The following is a 14,476-nucleotide window of genomic DNA, read 5'->3' as shown; positions in this document are numbered from 1 at the left end:
TTTTCGTGGCGTGGCGCTTTCAGTCGATGAGGGGACTCAGGTCCGTGCGCACCGCGCGCTGCGAGTCCAGGCGTCGGCGCCGGGGGCCCGCGATGGCCAGCTGCCAGACAGCGCAGACGAGCCCCAGCGCGAGACAGCCGAGCCACAGCGCGGACGTGCCGGCGCGGCCGAGCACCCAGCCCCCGAGCGCGGGCGCGGCGCTGGACGCCAGGCCCCAGAGCATGTGGTACGCGCCCTGGTAGCTGCCGCGGAGTCCGGACGGGGCCAGGTCCGCGACGACGGAGGGCGCGACGGGGGCCTGGGCCATCTCCCCCAGCGTCCAGATGGCCACGGCCAGGGCCGCGAGCGCGACGTTGCCCGTCAGCGCGTGCAGGCCAAAGCCGATGCCGGTGAGGACCGCGGCCAGGGCCAGTGCCTGGGCGCGGCGCAGGCGGCGCAGCACCGGGTTCGTGAAGGGCTGGAGCGCGACGATGAGCAGGCCGTTGACGGACAGCACCGCGCCGAACTGCGCCTCCGTCAGCCCGCGCGAGCTCAGGTCCATCGGGAGCGACACCTGGCTCTGGTAGAAGATGAGCGCCACGCCGAAGTAGGGGACGGCGAAGGCGACGAAGCTCGGGTCCAGGAAGGGGGCCAGCAGGGAGCCCATGGCGCCCGGTGCCTGGGTGTCCGAGGTGGCCGGAGGCTTCACGGGGCGCGTCTCCGGCAGGAGCAGCCAGATGCAGCAGCCATAGGTGAAGGTGGTGATGGCGTCGACGATGAAGAGCGTCAGGTAGCCGTAGCGGACCATCAGTCCGGCCATGGGCAGGGCGATGGCGAAGCCCACGTTGACGACCCAGTAGAGCAGGCCGAACGCGCGCTGACGGTCCTCGGGGGAGACGACGTCCGCCACGGCGGCGGACACGGCGGGACGGTAGACCTCTCCGCAGATGCCCAGGCAGAAGGCCGCCGCGGCGATGGCGGCGGGCTCGCGCGCGAAGCCGAGGAAGAGCATGCCCACCGAGCCCAGCCACAGTCCGCCAGCCAGGGTGATGCGGCGGCCCACGCGGTCCGCGAGCATGCCGCCCAGGGGACTCGCGATGACCGCGCCCACGCCATAGAGCGACACGGTGAGCCCCGCGCGCTCCACGCTGAAGCCCCGCTCGCGCGTGAGGTACAGCGCGAGGAAGGGGACGACGAAGCTGCCCAGCCGGTTGACCAGCGTGCCCACCCACAGCACCCAGTACGTGCGAGGCAGTCCGCCGGCCATCTCGCGCAGCGCCCGTCGCAGCGCGCCCGTCATGAGCGCCCTCCCTTTGTTGCCGCGAGGAGATGCGAGGGGCACCGGAGGACGAATCGAGAAGCCATGGCCGCGCGCGAGCATGCGCCAGCGTGTCTCGCGCTCCAAGCCATCCTTGAACAGGGCGCCAGAGTCCGGAGAGTCGATGTCTTGCTTTGGGTTCCGAGCATTTGCGCGGGAATGACGAAGAGCCCGGGCCGCGCCTGATAACGCGTCCGGGGCCTGGGGAGTCCGACGCCGCGTGGGTTGCGACCCATGCGCACCGTCACCTCAGGGGCGCCGTCATCGCCGTACGGCCGCGACGGCGCATCCCATGCCAGGGCTGACGCGCTTCAGTGCTTGACGACGGGGTGGGTGGCCAGGGCTTGCGGACGCTTCTCCGGGGCGCACAGGTCATTGTCGGCGGGGCGCTGGCCAAAGAAGAGCTGGGTGCCTTCCACCTTCACCACGTCGTGGTCCCCGCCGCACTCGGTCAGCGGCTTGAATGACAAGCACGCGCCAGGGACGGGCTGCTCCACGCCCACCGTCCACGCGCCCGTGCCGCAGCCCGACTGGGTGAAGACGTCCGCCAGCGGCTGCAGGTGCGCGGTGAGGTAGCGCTCGCCGAAGGTGAAGGTGCCCTCGGTCGCGCCCGACACCTTCTCCGAATCCTGTCCCAGGCTGTAGGGGCCGACGACGCGCGCGGTGAACAACTTCGTCTGGCAACCCGCGTCGCGGAAGAAGTCCAGGCGGAGCGTCCAGGCGGACTCGGTGAGCTGGAAGTGGCGCTGGAGGTAGTTGTTCGAACCGTCGCCGTTGGGGACGGCTTCACATGTGGCGCTGTCCCAGGTGCCGGCGAGGTCCTGGGGGCGGACGTGGGACTTCGCTCCTCCGCACGCGGCGGCGCAGAGGGTGACGAGGGCAATGGCGAGGATGCGCATGGCGAGACTCCGTGGGTGGCTCGGGAGACCGCGAGTCGCGGCCTGTTTCCGGTGACGCCATGAATGCGCCAGGAGGCGGCCTGCGGAAACGCTGGAGGTTGCAGGGAGGGGCTGCGAGATTGCAGGGCACCATGCTGGACTGGAACGACCTGCGGTACTTCCTGGCGGTGTCGCGAGAGGGGACGCTCGCGGGCGCGGCGCGGGCGCTGAAGGTGGATGCGACGACGGTGGGGCGCAGGCTCGCTGTGTTGGAGGAGACGCTGGGGGCGCGGTTGTTCGAGCGGACTCCGGGGCGGCTCGCCCCGACGGCGGCGGCGCGAGGCATCCAGGGGCCCGCGGAGGAGATGGAGGGGGCGATGCTCGCGGTGGAGCGTCGAGCGGGAGGGGAGGACGCGCGGCTGGAGGGCGTGGTGCGGGTGACGACGACGGAGGCGTTCGCGGTGAACACGTTGTTGCCGCGCTTCGCGCCGTTCCGGGAGCGGCATCCGGGCATCGAGGTGCGGTTTCTCACGGACTACGGCGCACTGGATTTGACCCGGCGCGAGGCGGACGTGGCGGTGCGGCTGACGCGGCCGAGCGAGGCATCGCTGGTGGCGCGCAAGGTGGGGGACATCGCGATTTCGCTCTATGCGTCGGAGGCGTACGTCGCGCGCCGGGGGTTGGCGGACCCGGCCACGGGGTTCGCGGGGCATGACGTGATTGGGTACACGGGGGCGGCGGCGAAGTGGCCGGAGGCGCGGTGGTTGGAGTCGGTGGGGTCGTCCGCGAGGGTAGGGGTGCGGTGCAACTCGTTGCTGTCGGTGATGGCGGCGACGGGTGGGGGATTGGGGTTGGGGTTGATGCCGTGTCTCCAGGGAGACCTCACGCCGGGTTTGCGGCGGTTGTTGCCTCCGGTGGTGGCGTTGCGGCGAGACATCTGGCTGGTGGTTCACGCGGACCTGCAGCAGAACGCGAGGGTGCGGGCGGTGATGGACTTCCTGGCGGAGCTCATCCAGCGCGAGCGCGCGTTGTTGTCGGGAGGCGGGGTGGTGGGCGTTGGGAAACAGGAGTCACGGTCGCCGCGCGCGGGACAGCGTCGACGCGGGAAGGCGCGGGCGTCATGAGTCAGGTCATCGGGTTGTTGGGGACGTGTCTGGTGCTGGGGGTGCTGGCCCGGCGCAGTGGAAAGTTCCCCGAGGGCTCGGCGGGGCCGTTCAACACGTTCGTGCTGTACGTGGCGCTGCCGGCGTTGGTGTTGCGGGTGATGCATCGGCTGGAGTTCGTGCCGTCGCTGCTGGTGGCCGCGGTGGTGCCGTGGCTGTACTACCTGGCGGCGGGGCCGTTCTTCCGGTGGCTGGGGCCTCGGCTGGGGTTGTCGAAGGAGTCGGTGGCGGCGCTGGTGTTGACGGGAGGGTTGGGCAACACGGCGTTCGTCGGCTTGCCGATGGCGGAGGCGCTGCTGGGCTCGGAGGGGCTGGCGGTGGCGGTGGTGGCGGACCAGCTCGGCTCGTTCCTGGTGCTGTCCACGTTGGCGACGCTGGCGGCGGCGCGAGCGAGCGCGGAGGTGGAGCTGCCGCTGAGCGCGCTGGCGAGGAAGGTGGCGACGTTTCCGCCGTTCGTGGCGTTGGTGGTGTCGCTGCTGTTGCGGCCGGTGGGGTATCCGGTCTGGGTGGAGTCGGTGCTGGAGCGGCTGGGGGCGTTGTTGACGCCGCTGGCGTTGTTCTCGGTGGGGTTGCAGTTGCGGCTGTCGGGCGTGAAGGCGCGATTGCCGGCGCTGTCGCTGGGGCTCTTCTACAAGCTGGTGCTGGTGCCGGGGGTGGTGACGCTGGGGTTGTTGGCGTTGCCGGGGTTGTCGCCGGTGGTGGTGCAGGCGACGGTGCTCCAGGCGGCGATGGCGCCCATGGTGAGCGCGGCGATTCTCGCGGCCGAGCATCGGTTGGACCCGGAGCTGGCTGTGCTGATGGTGGGCGTGGGGATTCCGCTGTCCTTCGTCACCGCGCCCCTGATGTTGTGGCTGGTGCGGTGAACCAAGTGGGCCGTCGCCCGCTCGCCTGCCCTTCGGGCGGGTGCGCGGACGACTCGCTGACGTGCCGGCCCTGCTCCCCTATCTTCCCTCATGGCCGAGCAACCACCGAAGGCCTCCGGGGCACCCGGAGGAGACCCGAGGCGGATGGAAGTGCGGCGCTCCGTGGCGGAGCTGGGCGCGCGCACCTACGCCATCCAACTGCTTTCCGACGCTGGCATCCCCTTCCTCGTGGGCGGCGCCTACGCCTTCGCTCACTACACGGGCATCTATCGCGATACCAAGGACCTGGACCTCTTCCTCCACCGCAAGGATGGAGACCGCGCCCTCGAACTCCTCGCGCGCAACGAATGGCGCACCGAGAGCGAGGTCCACGGCTGGCTCCACAAGGCCTTCTGGGCGGACTTCCTCGTCGACCTCATCTACGGCTCCGGCAACGGCATCACCGCCATCGACGAAGCCTGGTTCGAGCACGCCGTCCCCGCGCAGGTACTGGGCTGCCCGTGCCGCGTCCCTCCCGCCGAGGAAATCTTCTGGAGCAAGGCGTTCGTCCTCGAGCGAGAGCGCTTCGATGGCCACGAACTCACCCATCTGCTCCTGAAGACCGGCGCGACGTTCGACTGGGAACGCCTGCTGCGCCGCTTCGACCGCTACTGGGAAGTCCTCCTCTCCCATCTGCTCTTCTTCCGCTTCGCCTATCCATCCGACCGCGCCATTGTCCCCGACTGGCTGATGCGCGAATTGCTCTCCCGCGCGGACAGCTCCGTGGACCACGGGAACTGGCAGGAGCGCATCTGCCGGGGACGACTGCTCTCACCCACCAGCTACCGCGTCGACGTCGACGAGTGGGGCTACGAGGACGGCGACTCCTGGGACAAACGCGAGCGCAAGCGCGATGACCCGTCCCTCGCGGCAGGCGGCGCTCCAGGCGCTCACGGGCCCCACTGAGCCCGTCCCTCCATGCGAGCCCACGGGGTGCACGGCCATGCCCGCCCCGGGCTCGCGACCCTACCTTCCCTCCAGTGCCCAGAGGAAAGGCAGGTGCCCCGTGTCACGCCCCGAATCCGGACCCCGAGGAGCGCTCGGCAGGCTGAGCGCGGTGCTGCTGTCGCTCGGACTCGCCGCGCCCGCGAGCGCGCAGCTCGCCGTCTCCGAACGAGGCGGTCCCATCCGCTTCCAGGTGGGCGAAGAGTCCCTCACGGTGTCCCTGAGTCGCGACGTCGTGCGCGGCGGAGGCTTCGACCTGCGCCGCACCGGCTCCTCGCTCAAGGGCCGCCTGCGCGGCGGTGACGTCGACCTGCGCTGGCCCCAGGGGCCCATCGTCGGACGCGTGGGCGTGGAGGACAGCCGGCTCGAACTGTCCCGCATGGCCTCCGAGCAGGGCCTGCGCGTGGATGGCGAACTCGCCCACTGGCCCACCTCGCTCGTCATCTCCCCCGTGGGCATCTCCGGCGACGTGGGCGGCTGCAGCTACACCCTGACGGTGGCGGGGGGCCACTACACCGGCTGGCGCACCTGTCAGCCCGACGTGGACGGCGAGCCGACCTCCGTCTCCCTCAGCCTGCCGAAGACGATGGAGGTCCTCGGGGAGAAGGAGCAGGCCGCGCTGCTGTCGCTCTTGCTCTCCGCGCAGGGCCTGCCGCCCGCACCGCCTCGTGAGGCCTCCGACTCCGGGCGCACCCTGGAAGGCCCCGGCCTCGACGAAGGCCCGCGCAGGTGAGGCCCCTGCACCCCACCGTGTCCGCTCTGCTCGAAATAGTGAAATCGAAGTGCAGATGCCACGGTGAATCATGGGCCCGTGCCTGACGGGGCACCCACGGGTCATGCTTCAATCCCTCTCCAGCGCGCACGCGCGTGCGTGATGGGCCATCGCCCATCCTTCGCTGAAAGAGAGCCCACCCATGAAGCTGTCCCTGACGGTGCTGTCGGCGCTGGTCGTGTCCGGTCTGCTGGCCTGTGGTGGAACCGAGGCCGTCGAGGCGCTGGAGCCTCTCGCCCAGGAGGAGAGCGCGCTCGAAACATGTACGACGACCTGTTCGAATGGGTCGACGGTGTCCTGCACGGGCACCACGTGCAACACCTACCCGGGCGAGTCCGTCGAGTGCGATGGGCTGCACAAAATCTGCCCCATTTCGCTGCCCTCCATCTGCCTGCAGCCCAACAGCTCCTGCTTGAGCCTCGCGGGCAAGGCGTGCTCACCGGCGGGCAGCGGCACGCGCTCGTGCTGCATCAACCGGCGCGTCGGAAACTGCTTCTGCACCATCCAGGGGGTCTGGGCCTGCTCCGCGAATTGAGCCTGCCCGTGGGGTGAGCGCGTCGAGCCTCGTGGATGCTCGACGCGCGGGACATCAAGCCGTGGCCGCCGCGCCGAAGGACAGCTCCACGCCGTTGTCCTTCACGCGCATGCGAGGTTTGGACAGCCAGTGGCAGTGGGCGCAGTAGCTGTGCGCCCCGGAGGGGCTGGCGCGCACGTTCACCGCCCCACCGCAGAGCACGCAGCCGTCGGGAAGGACGAATTCGGCGAACCGCTCGCCGATGTTGCTCTCGAATTCAGTCATGCCTCTGAGTTAACGCAGGAATCGCGCGGCACAAGCAGACCGCTCCAGGCCCTGGGTACGCGCCCTGGAGGGCATCGCACCCTTCCACCCCACAAGCAGGCAGGCAGGCGGGCATGGCTGCATTCCTTACCGCCTCGCGGCCGACTGACGTCCCGTGGACACCGCAACCCCGGGCATCCGCGTGGACTGACTGGCACGGTGATTGATCTCCAAGACGCCAGGAAACGGGAGAGGGGGACGGCATGGGTGGCGTGGAGCGCGTGGACGTGAGCGAGGACAGGAAGGGCTGGGGAGTGGAGGTCGTCACGTCGGAGGGCGAGGTGCGGCGCTACCGGTACCGGAGCGAGGCCCAGGCGCGCTACTTCGCGGCCGTCTTCGCGCTGGGGCCCCGGGTGCTGCCCCCCGTGCGCCGGGGGAAGGCCCGGAAGGCCGCTTGAGGGCCTCATTCCGGGGGGATGTCCGGGGACCAGGCCTCCAGGCGCCGTCACCGTGGCTTCCCACTACCCTTGCGGGCGGGTTTCGGGGAGGCTTTGCGTCATGAGCGACGCGAGCAAGCCCTTCCTCATCCCCGCCAACCGGCAGTACATCACCAAGGAGCCGGACCCCGCGGGCCGCTGGTCCACGCTGTTCCCGGACATGATTGGCTACAAGAACCAGGGTGGCGGCAAGGTGCCGGCGGACTTCGGCTGGAACACCAACCCCAAGCAGTGGCAGGAAGAGATGACGCCGGGCACGCTGGCCGAGCGCTTCAACGAGCTGCGCGTGCTGCCGTCGAAGGCGGAGGCTCCCGCGCTGCCCGCCGACACGAAGAAGTAGTCGCGGCCACCTAGCTGAAGGGCAGGGCCGCGAGGCGCTCCCGGAAGCGCTCGAGCAGGCCGTATGAGCCCGTCTCGGCCAGTCCCTCGGCGGCCTCCTGTCGCGCCTTGCGCAGGAAGCCGTCGAACGGCGCCGAGCGGCCGTACAGCGCCGCCGCCGTGTCCACCGCGTCCGCCAGCACGCGCGCCGCGCCTGGCGAGCCGAGCGTCAGGTGCATCTCCGCCTGCTCCAGCTTCGCGCCACACGCCGCCCACAGCTCGCGGTCATGCACGACGAGCCACGTGCGCGTCACCTCGTCCATGGCCTCCTCCAGGAAGGCGAGGAAGGGCTCGACGAGCGAGGGCAGCACGTCCGCCGCCAGCTCGGGCTGTCCTCCCGCGTCCTGGAGGCGCGCGCGGAAGGTGAGCACGTGGTGCTTCTGCGGTGTGCGCAGCGCCACCGAGGCGGACAGGGTGATGAAGGCCGACACGCTCTCCGCCATCTGTCGGGCCAGCGGGGGTCGTGACGGGGCCTCCGCCTTCGTCGCGCGCTCCAACCGTCCTTGCAGCGAGCGGCGCAGGTCCGCCGCCGCCCCGCGCAGCGCCGAGCGCGCGCCCACCTGGTGCACGTAGCCGGGCACCACGTCCTCGCGGCGCACGTCCTCGAAGGCCGCCGCCGTCAGATAGACGAGGTCGCCGATGCGCACGCGGAAGTCGGCGCGGAACGCCTGGAGCTTGGCCATCAGCGTCCAGCGGTCGCTGACGACCTCCGGCTTTCGCATCTGCTGGCCCAGCTCCGACACCCGCTTGGACAGCCGCTCCGCGGTGGCGTGGAGCACCGCCTCCACCTCCTGCGCCAGCCGCTCATCGGAGCTGGCGGGGGGAGGGGCCCAGCCGGTGTCCCCGGTGCTCGCGGCGCGCGCGGGCGGGGGGAACTGCTGGTGGATGGCGCTGACGAGCTGGTTGACGCCCACGAGGGTGTCGCCGATGGCGGGGGCCATGGTCTCCCAGAGGGACAGGTCCGCGCCGCCGTCCGACTCCAGGGAGGTGGGCTCGTACCGGGCGATGCTCAGGTGTCCCAACTGGTCGATGGCCACCGCCGCCGCGCGATGGACGCGCTCCAACCTGTCCGCCAGGTGCCGGTCCGTGAGCGACTCCAGCAGCGTCTCCAGTCGCGAGGGCAGGGCATCCGGGGGAGCTCGGGCGGCACGGGGCTTGGGCGACGGGAGCATGAGACGCGGGACGCTACCGCACCGGCGCCGGGTGCGCGAAGAAGGGGGCTCGGCAGCCAGGGGGACTCCCGGCATAGAGTGCGGCCTAGGGGAGGATGCATGACAGAGCGTTTCCGCCGTCGGGCGAAGAAGGGGGGGCTGGCGGCCCTGCTGCTGGTGGGGGTCTGGGCCTTCGCGGCATGGGACGTGTGTTTGAGCGCCTGGGTGCTGCGTGGGGTGAAGGTGCCCCAGTGCCCGGACGGACAGTTCCGCCAGACGGTGGGCCTGGATGTCCGCTCGGTGGCACGAGGGCTCTCCGGACGCGTCATCATCTGGGCGGACGCGCACGCGCCGGACGCTCGGGGCAGCCTGATGACCGCGCGGGTGCGGCGGGGCTCCGCGGAGCTGTTCCTGGTGGATGCCGAGGGGAAGCAGACGCCCCTGGAGCCGGAGAAGAAGTCCCCGTGGACGCGCGACTCCGACGACACGCTGGGGGCCGAGGTGAAGCTGCCCGAGGTGCCGGACGGCGACTACAAGCTGCGCGCCCGCGTCACCACGCCCCTGGGCACGGACACGGTGGACGCGACGCTGCCGCTCTACGCGCCCGCGGTGGCCCATGTGCTGACGGACCGGCCGCTCTACGAGCCGGGCAACGAGGTGAGCTTCCGCGCGGTGGTGCTGCGCACCCGGGATTTGTCTCCGTTGGATGGGCGGCCCGGGACGTGGTTCCTGAAGGACGCGACGGGAGAGACGGTGCTGGAGGAGCGAGCGCCCGCGGGGCCGTGGGGCGTCGTGGCTGGCAGCTTCCCGTTGGACCGGGGCGCGCCCGTGGGGGTGTGGACGCTGGTGTGGAGCAGCGGGGATACGCAGGCCAGCGCGACGTTCCAGGTGAAGCCCTTCACGCTGCCGCGCTTCCGCGTGGAGGTGTCCAGTCCCCGGCCCTCCTGGCGCGCGGGTGACACGCCCGAGGTGGAAGGCCAGGTGGTGTACGCGTCGGGCGCTCCCGTGACGGACGCGGAGGTGGAGCTGCGGTGGACTGTCTCCGGGGCGTGGCCGCCGCCTCCGGAATGGAGCACGGGAGGACTGCCGCTTCGGGCGCGCTCGGATGCGGCGGGGCGCTTCCGCGTGACGTTGCCTCGCGTGCCGGAGGACCTGCGCGGTCAGGTGACGCTTTTCGCGAGTGTGTCCGCGCGAGACGCCGCGGGGGACCGGGTGGGAGGCGCGGTGGCGCTCCTGCTCTCGGAGGATGCGCTCGCCATCTCCTCGGTGACGGAGCTGGAGGACGGGCTGGTGGATGGCTTCAGCAACCGCGTCTACCTGCGCGCCACCACGCCGGACGGCCGGGTGCTGCCGGGGGCGGAGCTGACGGTGACGCGCGCGTGGGATGCTCGGGACGAGGGCGTGCGCGGCGTGACGGACGAGGACGGCGTGGCGGCCTTCCAACTGGACCCGGGACCGCCCGTCAACGTGGTGGTGCCGCCGTTGCCCGTGCGCCGCCCGCCACGGCCGCCTCCGGTGCGGCTGGTGACGCTGACGAACCTGTTGGAGGAGGACAGCCAGGCGTCGCTGAAGGAGCGGCTCGTGGTGGAGGGCTGGCTGACGTCGCTCTTCCCGTGCGCGCGCTTCATCCCGCCGGATGAGGAAGAGCGGATGGTGAAGCTGGGCGTGCGCGTGGGCGCGGGGGGCGCGGTGACGGAGGTGGGGGGCGAATTGGACGCGCTCACGGCGTGTCTGGCCCAGGGGGTTCGCGCGCGCACGCTACCCGCGGGTCGAGAGCGCGTCCTCGCTCTGACGTTCGAGGTGCGGGATGCGGGCTTGCCTTGGATGGAGCTGGTGGCGGAGCCGGCCTTTGGTACGGGCACGTCGCTGACGGACGCGCTGGCGCCCCTCGTCAGTGACGCGCGTGCGTGCCTGCCGTCGAAGCTGGAGTCGGGAGATCGCCTGCCGGTGGCGCTGAGCTGGCGGCTGGGCGCGAAGCGGGAGTTGACGACGTCCTGGTCCGCGCTGCCATGGGTGAAGAGCACGCTGAGTCCCTCGGTGGTGGCGTGTGTCCAGGAGCGCCTCGCGCGCGTGAGGCTCACGGGTGACATCGAGGAAGAGGAGTCGATGGGGGTCGTGGGGTTCACGGTTCATTCCGGTGACGATGACTCGGAGACGGAGGGGCAGGCACAGGCCACCACGTTCCTGGGCTACGAGCTGAAGGTGGTGGCGAAGGTGGACGGCAAGCCGGTGGGGGACACGAAGTGGATGTCGCGCCCGGCGATGCTGCCGCCCTTCCGGCTGCGCGCGACACCGGTGCTGGCGCGAGCGGGCGAAGAGGTGCGCATCGACCTGATGCGGGGCCCCGCGTTCGAGGGGACGCTGCCCAAGGAGCTGCACCTCACGGTGGGCAAGCAGGAGCTGGTGGCGAAGCTGGAGAAGGGCTCCACCACGGCGCGCTTCCAACTGCCCGCGGACTTCGAGGGCTGGGCGGAGACGTCGTGGGCGGGGGCTCGGGCGCGGGTGTACGTGGCGCCGCGCGCGCAGCTCTCCGTGGAGGTGTCGTCGGAGAAGCCGGCCTATGCCCCTGGTGACCTGGCGCGGCTCCAGGTGCGCACGCGCGTGGATGGGAAGGATGGGCCCGCGGCGGTGGGGCTCATCGGCGTGGATGAGACCTTGAGCCAGTTGGTGCCGCTGCCGGGCACGGATGCGATGGCGAGCGTGAGGCCCGCGCCGACGGTGTCGCAGCCCGCCTTCGGGGTGCTGGATGGCGTGGCGCTGGCGCAGGGGCGCATCCGGGGCTCCAACGCGGCCGCCGCGGCGCTGCTGCGGGTGAGCGCGGTGCCGACACCCGAGGATGCGGAGACGCGCGTGAGCGCGCGGGCGCGGAGTGAGTTCGACCCGGAGTCCGAGCTGACGGAGCCCTTCTACGCGGTGCTCGCGGAGCTGCACGCGCAGGTGCGTGAGTGGGAGGAGAAGGCGCCGGAAGGTGAGACGCTGAACCCGGCGGGGCTCGCGAAGCTGTGGACCCAGGCGCTGGCGTCGTGCGAGCAGCGGGGCGAGAAGGTGAAGGATGCCTTCGGCCAGCGGCTGAGGCTGTCGCGGTTGCCCAGGGAGTTGCTGGAGCTGACGGACCCGCGTGCGGTGGTGTCGCGTGGGACGCGACTGCCAGAGGACGTGGAGAACTGGAACGCGTGGGTCGCCCGGGAGGCGCCATGATGCGCAATATCATCGTCGGGGCGGTGTGCCTCGTCGTCGGGGCCGGGCTCACGCTGACCCTGTTCGGGGACAACCTCCGGGGCCTCTTCGGAGCGTCCGCGTCCGCGCTGGGAGGCGACTGGGAACCCAATGCCCAGACGATGGGAGTGTCGGCGGACTTCGCCCTCAAGGAGTCGGACGCCCTCGAGGTCGCCGCCGCGCCCATGCAGGCCCCCATGGGAGGGGGCGCGGCGCCGGAAGAGGAGAGAGAGGGCGGCTCCGACAAGCGCCTCGCGCGGGGGAAGGGGGGAGAGCGCTCACCGGGCGGTGGTGGGTTGCTGGAGGAGAAGCCCGCGGCCCCAGGGGCGCCGAGCCGCGCGTGGTTCCCGGAGACGTTCCTCTTCGAGCCGCTGGTGGTGACGGATGAGTCCGGTACCGCGACGCTGCCGGTGCGCGTGCCGGACCGGCTCACCCGCTGGCGCGTGCTGGCGCTGGCGCACTCGCGCACGGGGGCCCAGGCCGGCGCGGTGACGAGCTTCGCGGGGACGCTGCCCACGTACGTGGACCCGGTGCTGCCGGCCTTCCTGCGCGCGGGCGACTCCGTGCGTGTGCCGGTGCAGGTGGTGAACACGACGGATGCGGCCGTGGAGACGTCGCTGAAGGTGGAGGCCACGGGTGCGGCGGTGGAGGGCGCCACGCGCACGGTGCGCGTGCCGGCGCGAGGCAGCGTGGTGGAGTACGTGACGGTGCGCGTGTCGGGCCCGGGGCCCATCGCGGTGCGCGCGGCGCTGGGAGACGCGGACAGCGTGGAGAAGCCCCTGGACGTGTGGCCCACCGGTCGGCCCGTGGTCCAGACGTGGAGCGGCACGCTGGCGGCGCCGCGCACGCTGTTGCTCACGGGCGCCGCGGATGCGCAGGCGGGCAGTGAGCGCGTGCGGCTCCAGGTGTATCCAGGAGGGCTGGGCGTGCTGCGCTCGGAGCTGACGTCGGCGGGGGCTCGCGGGGGTTCGGAGGATGTGGCCTATGCGCTGCTCCTGGCCGGGCGCGCGCCGGAGCTGCTGACGGCGCTGGGCGAGCCCCAGGCGGCCGAGGTCCTGAAGGCGGCCCTCTCCCCGAAGGGCGCGCGCGTGGCATCACCGCCGGAGGCGGCGGGAGGGCTCGTGGACGCGGAAGGCGTGCGGGTCCTCGTGGCGCAAGCGACGCAGCGCGCGCTGCGGCTGGGGCGCACGCCGGACGTGGTGTCCGCGACGCTGCTGGTGGAGGGCACGCTGCTCCATCCGGACAACCCGGTGCTGGCGCGGCTGGGCGAGCGGCTCGCGGGCTGGGTGGCCGCAGCGCAGCGTCCGGACGGCACGTGCCAGGGGGGTGAGGGCTGGACGCTCCAGCGACTGCTGGTGGCGACGGCGGATTGCGCGCGAGCGGTGGCGGCGGCGTCCGGGACGCCTGGGGGGCAGCGGCGCGCGGCGCGCTTCTCCACGCTGGCGTCGGGCGCGTTGGAGCGCAACCGGGCGCACGTGAAGGACGGCTACACGGCGGCGTCCCTGCTGGCGAGCGGCATCGTGACGGGCGCGCTGCGGGACTCGCTGCGGGCCCAGGTGCGTGACGCGCTGAAGAAGCGCGAGGACGGCGCCGCGTACCTGCCGGTGGAGTCGGGCGTCGTGGCGGCCAATGGAGAGGCGCCCTCGGAGGCGGAGGCCACCGCGCTGGCGGTGCTGGGCCTGGAGGGTGACGCGAAGGCGCCGCTGGCGGACCTGGGTGCCTCGCTGCTCGCGGGCTATGGGCCGGCGCGGGGCTGGGGCGGAGGCCGGGCGAACCGGCTGGCGCTCAAGGCCGTGGTGTCGCTCTTCAAGGAGCCGCTGCCCGCTCGGGTGCGCGTGGTGCTGGAGCGCGACGGGAAGCCCGTGGCCGAGGGCACCTATGACGCCAAGGCGCTGCGCGAGGTGCTGTCGCTGGAGGCCCCGGCGGCGGGCTCGGCAGGCGCGCATGTCTGGACGGTGCGAGCGGAGCCCGCGGTGCCGGGCCTGGGCTTCGCGCTGGCGTTGTCCGCCGCCGTGCCGTGGAAGCAGGAGGCGCAAGGGGGACTGGAGCTGGCCGTGGACTCGCCCCGGGAGGCGAAGGTGGGGCAGCCCGTGGAGGTGACGATGCAGGCCTCCACGCCCTCGGGCCTCGAGTTGGAGCTGCGGCACGGGTTGCCCGCGGGCGTGCAGGTGGACGCCGCGAGCCTGGACGCGCTGGTGGCGGTGGGGAGTGTCGCGTCGTGGACCTCGGAGGATGGCGCGGTGACGCTGAAGCTGCGGCCTCGGGGACAGGGAGAGCCCTTCCAGGTGCGCTTCCGCGTCATCCCCACGCTGGCGGGGACGCTCCAGGCGGGCGCCTCCTCGCTGCGGGTGGTGGCGCGGCCGGACCTCGTCTCCTACGTACCTCCCGCTACGTGGGCGGTGCGCTGAGGCGGGGTCCTCGACGACTTCGGACCCGGGCCTCGTTGCGGAGGGCCCGGTAACGAGTGTCCGCTCGCGGGCTTCTGGACCCGGCACATCA

At 71.9% G+C, this 14,476-nt stretch carries 13 protein-coding genes; 9 read left to right on the top strand and 4 right to left on the bottom strand.

Annotated elements, in window-relative coordinates:
• Positions 1–19 precede the first annotated feature (19 nt).
• Positions 20–1,279 (bottom strand): MFS transporter, encoded by a 1,260-nt coding sequence (locus HUA78_RS11155; RefSeq protein ID WP_141643026.1) that lies wholly within the window; start codon positions 1,277–1,279, stop codon positions 20–22.
• Positions 1,280–1,608: 329 nt separating this feature from the next.
• The gene (locus HUA78_RS11150) at positions 1,609–2,196 is read right to left on the bottom strand and encodes a hypothetical protein (RefSeq protein ID WP_174476258.1); all 588 of its coding nucleotides are present in this window, start codon (positions 2,194–2,196) and stop codon (positions 1,609–1,611) included.
• 131 nt (positions 2,197–2,327) lie between these two features.
• Between HUA78_RS11150 and HUA78_RS11145 the strand changes: the two genes are divergently transcribed.
• The 5 genes from HUA78_RS11145 to HUA78_RS11125 all read left to right on the top strand — a co-directional run bounded on the left by HUA78_RS11145 (position 2,328) and on the right by HUA78_RS11125 (position 6,492).
• The gene (locus HUA78_RS11145; RefSeq protein WP_174459885.1) at positions 2,328–3,299 is read left to right on the top strand and encodes a LysR family transcriptional regulator; all 972 of its coding nucleotides are present in this window, start codon (positions 2,328–2,330) and stop codon (positions 3,297–3,299) included.
• A complete protein-coding gene (locus HUA78_RS11140; RefSeq protein ID WP_174459884.1) occupies positions 3,296–4,201 on the top strand; it encodes an AEC family transporter in 906 nt (301 codons plus the stop codon). Before HUA78_RS11145 ends, HUA78_RS11140 begins: the two co-directional genes overlap by 4 nt.
• 90 nt (positions 4,202–4,291) lie before the next feature.
• Positions 4,292–5,146: a nucleotidyltransferase family protein gene (locus HUA78_RS11135; protein ID WP_141643628.1), complete on the top strand. Its 855-nt coding sequence runs from the start codon at positions 4,292–4,294 to the stop codon at positions 5,144–5,146.
• Positions 5,147–5,246: 100 nt separating this feature from the next.
• Positions 5,247–5,918 carry a hypothetical protein gene (locus tag HUA78_RS11130; protein WP_141643627.1) on the top strand — a complete coding sequence of 224 codons (672 nt, stop codon included), beginning with the start codon at positions 5,247–5,249 and terminating at the stop codon, positions 5,916–5,918.
• Between the two features lie 181 nt (positions 5,919–6,099).
• On the top strand, positions 6,100–6,492 hold the full coding sequence (locus HUA78_RS11125; protein WP_141643626.1) for a hypothetical protein: 393 nt from the start codon (positions 6,100–6,102) through the stop codon (positions 6,490–6,492).
• Positions 6,493–6,546: 54 nt separating this feature from the next.
• On the opposite strand, the gene HUA78_RS11120 is transcribed toward HUA78_RS11125, so the two are convergent.
• Positions 6,547–6,756 (bottom strand): hypothetical protein, encoded by a 210-nt coding sequence (locus HUA78_RS11120; RefSeq protein WP_141643625.1) that lies wholly within the window; start codon positions 6,754–6,756, stop codon positions 6,547–6,549.
• A 242-nt stretch (positions 6,757–6,998) separates the two neighbouring features.
• On the opposite strand from HUA78_RS11120, the gene HUA78_RS11115 reads away from it, so the two are divergent.
• A complete protein-coding gene (locus HUA78_RS11115) occupies positions 6,999–7,193 on the top strand; it encodes a hypothetical protein (protein WP_141643624.1) in 195 nt (64 codons plus the stop codon).
• Between the two features lie 100 nt (positions 7,194–7,293).
• Positions 7,294–7,572 carry a hypothetical protein gene (locus tag HUA78_RS11110; RefSeq protein WP_141643623.1) on the top strand — a complete coding sequence of 93 codons (279 nt, stop codon included), beginning with the start codon at positions 7,294–7,296 and terminating at the stop codon, positions 7,570–7,572.
• 10 nt (positions 7,573–7,582) lie between these two features.
• Here the strand turns inward: HUA78_RS11110 and HUA78_RS11105 are convergent, their stop codons facing one another.
• On the bottom strand, positions 7,583–8,782 hold the full coding sequence (locus tag HUA78_RS11105; RefSeq protein ID WP_174459882.1) for a hypothetical protein: 1,200 nt from the start codon (positions 8,780–8,782) through the stop codon (positions 7,583–7,585).
• A 99-nt stretch (positions 8,783–8,881) separates the two neighbouring features.
• Here HUA78_RS11105 and HUA78_RS11100 point away from each other — a divergent pair, with 99 nt between their 5' ends.
• Both HUA78_RS11100 and HUA78_RS11095 read left to right on the top strand, forming a co-directional pair.
• The gene (locus HUA78_RS11100; protein WP_174459881.1) at positions 8,882–11,959 is read left to right on the top strand and encodes an MG2 domain-containing protein; all 3,078 of its coding nucleotides are present in this window, start codon (positions 8,882–8,884) and stop codon (positions 11,957–11,959) included.
• Complete coding sequence (locus tag HUA78_RS11095; RefSeq protein ID WP_174476257.1) at positions 11,956–14,385, top strand: alpha-2-macroglobulin family protein; 2,430 nt, start codon at positions 11,956–11,958, stop codon at positions 14,383–14,385. Before HUA78_RS11100 ends, HUA78_RS11095 begins: the two co-directional genes overlap by 4 nt.
• The last annotated feature ends 91 nt before the right edge of the window (positions 14,386–14,476 follow it).

This window comes from Myxococcus sp. CA033 (assembly GCF_013336625.1).
Lineage (GTDB): Bacteria > Myxococcota > Myxococcia > Myxococcales > Myxococcaceae > Myxococcus > Myxococcus llanfairpwllgwyngyllgogerychwyrndrobwllllantysiliogogogochensis.
The sequence above is the reverse complement of the archived record's forward strand: the minus strand, read 5'-3'. Positions and strand labels throughout refer to the sequence as shown.

What these genes read in the sequence shown, in the direction of transcription:
- HUA78_RS11125 (WP_141643626.1), top strand. Translation starts at nt 6,100, where the DNA reads ATGAAGCTGTCCCTGACGGTGCTGTCGGCGCTGGTCGTGTCCGGTCTG.
- HUA78_RS11115 (WP_141643624.1), top strand. Translation starts at nt 6,999, where the DNA reads ATGGGTGGCGTGGAGCGCGTGGACGTGAGCGAGGACAGGAAGGGCTGG.
- HUA78_RS11155 (WP_141643026.1), bottom strand. Translation starts at nt 1,279, where the DNA reads ATGACGGGCGCGCTGCGACGGGCGCTGCGCGAGATGGCCGGCGGACTG.
- HUA78_RS11095 (WP_174476257.1), top strand. Translation starts at nt 11,956, where the DNA reads ATGATGCGCAATATCATCGTCGGGGCGGTGTGCCTCGTCGTCGGGGCC.
- HUA78_RS11150 (WP_174476258.1), bottom strand. Translation starts at nt 2,196, where the DNA reads ATGCGCATCCTCGCCATTGCCCTCGTCACCCTCTGCGCCGCCGCGTGC.
- HUA78_RS11140 (WP_174459884.1), top strand. Translation starts at nt 3,296, where the DNA reads ATGAGTCAGGTCATCGGGTTGTTGGGGACGTGTCTGGTGCTGGGGGTG.
- HUA78_RS11135 (WP_141643628.1), top strand. Translation starts at nt 4,292, where the DNA reads ATGGCCGAGCAACCACCGAAGGCCTCCGGGGCACCCGGAGGAGACCCG.
- HUA78_RS11105 (WP_174459882.1), bottom strand. Translation starts at nt 8,782, where the DNA reads ATGCTCCCGTCGCCCAAGCCCCGTGCCGCCCGAGCTCCCCCGGATGCC.
- HUA78_RS11100 (WP_174459881.1), top strand. Translation starts at nt 8,882, where the DNA reads ATGACAGAGCGTTTCCGCCGTCGGGCGAAGAAGGGGGGGCTGGCGGCC.
- HUA78_RS11110 (WP_141643623.1), top strand. Translation starts at nt 7,294, where the DNA reads ATGAGCGACGCGAGCAAGCCCTTCCTCATCCCCGCCAACCGGCAGTAC.
- HUA78_RS11120 (WP_141643625.1), bottom strand. Translation starts at nt 6,756, where the DNA reads ATGACTGAATTCGAGAGCAACATCGGCGAGCGGTTCGCCGAATTCGTC.
- HUA78_RS11145 (WP_174459885.1), top strand. Translation starts at nt 2,328, where the DNA reads ATGCTGGACTGGAACGACCTGCGGTACTTCCTGGCGGTGTCGCGAGAG.